Here is a 4,892-nt window from a genome sequence, read left to right as displayed (position 1 = left end):
CCCGGGAAAAGCGATAAAGTGCCCCTGTCGGTTGTTAACTTCTAATCATCAAAATTAACAGGTGGTGAAACTAAAGGGTGAAAAGGAGAAGTCTCAGGTGGCCGAAGTAGACCTCGTTTCACGCGCTGAAATGCTCTCTTCGAAAGGATTCGGCCACGTACGGCTGAGTGATTACGGTTTTTTTGAAGGTGACTTACAAAGGCTCATCCCTGCATCGAATCGGACATTGCCGTACGATCTGAACACACCTTTGTTTACTGATTATGCAGATAAAGAGCGGTTTATAGTACTTCCGGATGCGGGTGCCATGGTTTATCAAGATAAAGAGGTATTCGACTTTCCGGATGGTACCATCATCGTTAAGAATTTCTTGTACGACCATGCATTTTGAACGGCCAAGATAAACGGTATGTGGTCGAAACGCGCTTACTTCATAAAGAAAATGGGGAATGGATCCCTAAGAGGTATGTGTGGAATGAGGCTCAGACAGAAGCTTATTTAACGCTTTCAGGGGCCAAACGGGAGATTGACTTCCTTCAAGAAGGGCTCGAGAGAACGGTGTTGTACAAAGTGCCTATGGTTAATCAGTGTAAGAGCTGTCATATGCTCAATGGTCGTATTTCGCCCATTGGTCCGACCGCTCGTCAATTACACCGAGCCGATAGAAAAGGCAGTTTGATCCTAGCTTGGGCCAACCGAGGTTTTTTGGAAGGAGTGCCACAGGAAATCCCGTTGATCGCACGTTGGGACGACCCGAGCACTGCGATAGACCATAGGGCAAGAGCCTATCTAGATATCAATTGCGGACCTTGTCATCGGCTGGGTGCTCCGGGTAAAACGAGCGGTCTCAACCTTACGGTATTTGCCGAAGCCGGCTATGAACTGGGAATTGGCAAAAAACCTGTTGCTGCCGGAAAAGGCTCGGGTGGTCGAGAATACGATATAGTTCCCGATGAGCCGGAGGCGAGTATTTTGGTTTATCGAATGAAAAGTACCGACCCGGGAATCATGATGCCGGAACTAGGGCGGACTAATGTTCATGCAGAAGGAGTGGGGCTCATTGAGGAATGGATAAGAACAATGGAGAATAACAAACAAAATAGTCTTATTTTTGCCCCGAATCAAAAAGATTGAGCCGTGTCAGAAGCACAAGACCCCAGAATCGTAAAATTGAGAGAGCGCATCGACCGTTGGAAGTCGAAAGTGAGCGATTTTGAAAAGGATTACACCAGCAACCATCCAGAAGCTGTGTACGGAAAGCACGATATGGTCGAGAACATGAAAAAGAACATCGACCGTTTGGAAGAATACTTTTCTCAACTCAAAGGCAAGTCAGGCGCCGAGGCGATTCGCATCACGAATATGATGGAGGCTTATTTTATTTCATTGGGAATTGCCGAGCACAAACTTCCTTTGAACATTCTGCAGCAAGATCCAAAAGGAGCGTAATGCGCGATCTGCGACATTCTTAAGCCTCGGATTTACCCCGAAGCTTTTTTTTGAACTGATTCGTCCGAAGTTGGTTATCGAATTGAACCAAACTGACGAAAGAATGAAAAGATCATGGATCCTATTAATAGCCCTGTTTAGTATTGCTGCGGTTGCTCAATCGCCCAAGTCGTGTTGTGAGGTAGCCGGTTCCGGGTCGAATGCAAAGTTCGTTGCCTTGGCCGATGACGCTGATTTTCGAGATCAGCACCAAGAACCACGAGCCACCCAGTTGGGAGCGGTTAAGGGGCAAATAGTTACGTATCCCGCCGCAGGCGGAGAAGCCCAAGCGTATTATTTAAAGTCGGAAAATAATTCTAACAAATGGCTCCTGGTATTTCATGAATGGTGGGGTTTGAATGACCAGGTGAAAGGAGAGGCGGCCAAGCTTCAAAGTGATTTGGGTGCGGTGAACGTGCTGTGCTTGGACCTGTACGATGGTAAAATGGCCACGACGCGCGAGGCTGCCGGGCAGCTCATGCAAAATGCATCGGCGGATCGGATCATGGCCATGATTCAAGGAGCACAAGAGTATATCGGGAGCGACGCTAAGGTTGCGACCATCGGATGGTGCTTTGGAGGTGGCTGGAGTTTGCAGGCTGCTATCGCGCCGGGAGAAAGCACAGAGGGGTGTGTCATGTATTATGGAATGCCTGAAACCGATGCGGAGCGCCTGGCGAAACTAGATAGTGATGTATTAGGCATCTTTGCCGGGCGCGATCAATGGATCAATGCGGAGGTGGTCGCCGAGTTCAAAGCGAATGCCGCCAAGGCCGACATTGGGCTGGAGGTGCATGTTTACGATGCGGATCACGCTTTTGCGAATCCGACCAACACCATTTACGATGAAGAGGCTACAGAAGCGGCTTATGCGCTTACTCTGGACTATCTTCGTCAGCGCTTGATGAACTACTGAGAGGCGTTTCTACGACACTTTTTATCGCTACTTCAGCCGCTCGTCTTCCGCTGTAAAGTGCGGCTTGTAGGGAGCCGTTGAGTAGGTAATCCCCGGCCAAGTATATACCCTTATGATATGTTACATCCTGATCGTCGAGTTCTATATCGAACATCGAAGGTGAGGGGAGTGCTCGCGCAATGAAATAAGAGCGTATGAGTTGCCAGTCGAGTACGGAATTACCGAACGATTGTGCGAGTTCGCTCTTGACGATCTTTTGGAGATCGCGCTCACCGTGTTCCGTGTCGCGAATCACCGATACCGATATCAGGTGTTTGCCTTCAGGAGCCAGTTCTTTGCTGAGATTGGTGAGTACGGCAACATTGTTTACCCACCGGGAACCTCCGTAATTCAAACCTATGAGCGGTTGATCATATGGCGCTTGGTCCGCCGAGAAATACAAGTTCGCTACCGATCGGTACGGCTGGTGCTCTTCAACATAGTTTCGGAGCATGTTCGTTGGATCAGTAGCCATTATGATGATCGGTGCTTCGAAGATCTTGCCGGAACGTGTTTTTACGCTTCCCGTTCGGATATTGCGAACCTCTTCGTCAAAGACAAGACTGCCCTCCGGCAGTTTTGCGACTAGTTGATCGGCGAGCACTCCCATTCCTTTTGCTGGAATAGCGGCAGGAGCTTCACTAAACATTTTCATAACGAACTCGAACATACGCTGTGGCGTTTCAAGTTCCGACTCCAGAAATATTCCGATCAGGAAAGGCTCCAAGAACCTATCTATAAACCTCTTACTAAATCCTTGTTTATCAAGGAACTTACGAGTGGTTATTTGATCTTGATTGAAAAGGTCTTCGACAGAGGATCTTTTCCATCGTGACGCCAGCCGCATGAGAATAGTAAGATCCCGTAAGGTTGCGATATCGCTACGAAGGGTTTCGACGAATCGATCGCGATGGCGCTGCGAGTTGTAAAACAGTTGGTGCTGTCGGCCGTGAAAAACGAGGGCACCACTGTCGAATTCCCGTAGGTCCAAGGCGTTATAGTCGAAATAGCGTTGGGCTTCGGGGTATGCCGTTAAAAGCACTTGAAAACCCCTATCGAGTCGATAACCGTCAACAACATCGGTACGCACACGCCCACCGGCTTGTTTTCCTTTTTCAATGATTCGAACCGTCTTCCCTGCTTCCGTCAAATGCTGGGCAGCGACCAGTCCGGCCATTCCCGCTCCAACAACGATCGCATCTACTTGTTCCTGCATGTCCTTCTTTTCAGTTCGCCACTAATATAGGTTAAAGTGTGAATTATACTATCTTCGATCTCATGGCCGTAAGAGCTGAACAGACCTCCGATCCTGGGTTAGGGCAGAAGCACCTTGGCAAGAGCAAAAGGGTGATCAATCGCGATGGAACATTTAATGTTCGACGCGACCATACGGGCGATTTCTTTCGTGATTCGTATAAATGGTTGATCGAAATGAGTTGGGCTCGTTTCCTTGGCCTGATTTTTGGCTTGTACCTGCTTTTGAATGCGTTTTTTGCCATTATCTATCTGATCATTGAGCTGGACAGCCTTCAAGGTGTTCCTCCCTCGAGTAATGGCTTGGATGCCTTTCTGCACGCGTTTTACTTCAGTATTCAGACCTTTACTGCCGTTGGATATGGAGCAATTTCGCCTATGGGGCGCGCAGCCGGACTAGTGAGTTCTCTCGAAGCTTTGATCGGACTCATGGGTTTTGCTTTGGCTACCGGACTGCTCTACGGTCGATTTAGTCATCCACAAGCGCAGATTGGATTCAGTAAAGTGGCGGTTGTATCTCCATTTCAGGAAGGAACCGCGCTTATGTTCAGGATCGTGAACATGAGGCACAATGTGCTGATGGAAATGGAGGCTACTGTGATCTTTAAAGAGGAAGTGATGGTAGACGGACACGTTGAGCGCAGATATCACCGGCTTAACTTGACCTTGGACAAGGTGACCTTTTTCCCATGAACTGGACCTTGGTGCACCCAATTGACGAAGAAAGTCCGTTCTACGGGCGCACGAGCGATGAGATCGCCCAGAGGGGAGGAGAGGTGTTGGTATTGCTCAAAGGATTTGACGAGAGCTTTAGTCAGACCGTGTACGCACGTTAAAGCTATACGGGAAAGGAAATCGAGTTTGGCCGCCGTTTCGAGCGGATGTTCTATACGAACGATGCCGGGGATGTGGTCGTGGAGAAGGCGGCCAAACTCAGCAATACTCAGGAGGTCTAGTCGTCCTCGTACTGCTTTAACTCCTCATCAATGATCTCCACGATGCGCTTTCGCGTGATGTCGTCGATCTTTTGGTCGAGCTTTGCCTGTTTCTTCATGAACTTAAGCATATCTTTCTTCTTGATCTCGTATGCTACAAAGACTCTATGGGTATCCTAAGCTCGACTTTTCTAAATTTCATTATTTAATTAACAGGACTGAACAGAGGAATAAGGCCGATATAGGTTTTGCGTTTGTAG

General features: G+C 48.4%; 7 protein-coding genes. 6 read left to right on the top strand and 1 reads right to left on the bottom strand.

Annotation, left to right across the window (positions count from 1 at the left end; genetic code table 11):
- The first annotated feature begins 64 nt into the window (after window positions 1-64).
- The 4 genes from J4F31_11905 (at window position 65) to J4F31_11890 (ending at window position 2,404) form a co-directional block, all read left to right on the top strand.
- Window positions 65-391 carry a hypothetical protein gene (locus J4F31_11905; GenBank protein ID MCE2497262.1) on the top strand — a complete coding sequence of 109 codons (327 nt, stop codon included), beginning with the start codon at window positions 65-67 and terminating at the stop codon, window positions 389-391.
- The gene (locus J4F31_11900) at window positions 388-1,134 is read left to right on the top strand and encodes a hypothetical protein (GenBank protein ID MCE2497261.1); all 747 of its coding nucleotides are present in this window, start codon (window positions 388-390) and stop codon (window positions 1,132-1,134) included. The genes J4F31_11905 and J4F31_11900 overlap by 4 nt, the downstream gene beginning before the upstream one ends.
- 3 nt (window positions 1,135-1,137) lie before the next feature.
- Complete coding sequence (locus tag J4F31_11895) at window positions 1,138-1,449, top strand: hypothetical protein (GenBank protein MCE2497260.1); 312 nt, start codon at window positions 1,138-1,140, stop codon at window positions 1,447-1,449.
- A gap of 103 nt (window positions 1,450-1,552) precedes the next feature.
- Window positions 1,553-2,404, top strand: coding sequence for a dienelactone hydrolase family protein (locus tag J4F31_11890; GenBank protein MCE2497259.1), 852 nt, complete (start codon window positions 1,553-1,555; stop codon window positions 2,402-2,404).
- Here J4F31_11890 and J4F31_11885 read toward each other — a convergent pair.
- Complete coding sequence (locus J4F31_11885) at window positions 2,364-3,659, bottom strand: FAD-dependent oxidoreductase (GenBank protein ID MCE2497258.1); 1,296 nt, start codon at window positions 3,657-3,659, stop codon at window positions 2,364-2,366. The genes J4F31_11890 and J4F31_11885 overlap by 41 nt on opposite strands.
- A 38-nt stretch (window positions 3,660-3,697) precedes the next feature.
- Between J4F31_11885 and J4F31_11880 the strand changes: the two genes are divergently transcribed.
- Window positions 3,698-4,390, top strand: coding sequence for an ion transporter (locus J4F31_11880; protein ID MCE2497257.1), 693 nt, complete (start codon window positions 3,698-3,700; stop codon window positions 4,388-4,390).
- Window positions 4,387-4,533 (top strand): hypothetical protein, encoded by a 147-nt coding sequence (locus J4F31_11875; GenBank protein MCE2497256.1) that lies wholly within the window; start codon window positions 4,387-4,389, stop codon window positions 4,531-4,533. The genes J4F31_11880 and J4F31_11875 overlap by 4 nt, the downstream gene beginning before the upstream one ends.
- Window positions 4,534-4,892 lie beyond the last annotated feature (359 nt).

Source organism: Flavobacteriales bacterium (assembly GCA_021296215.1).
Lineage (GTDB): Bacteria > Bacteroidota > Bacteroidia > Flavobacteriales > ECT2AJA-044 > ECT2AJA-044.
This window is presented reverse-complemented; position numbering and strand designations above follow the sequence as displayed.

What these genes read in the sequence shown, in the direction of transcription:
- J4F31_11890 (MCE2497259.1), top strand. Translation starts at nt 1,553, where the DNA reads ATGAAAAGATCATGGATCCTATTAATAGCCCTGTTTAGTATTGCTGCG.
- J4F31_11885 (MCE2497258.1), bottom strand. Translation starts at nt 3,659, where the DNA reads ATGCAGGAACAAGTAGATGCGATCGTTGTTGGAGCGGGAATGGCCGGA.
- J4F31_11875 (MCE2497256.1), top strand. Translation starts at nt 4,387, where the DNA reads ATGAACTGGACCTTGGTGCACCCAATTGACGAAGAAAGTCCGTTCTAC.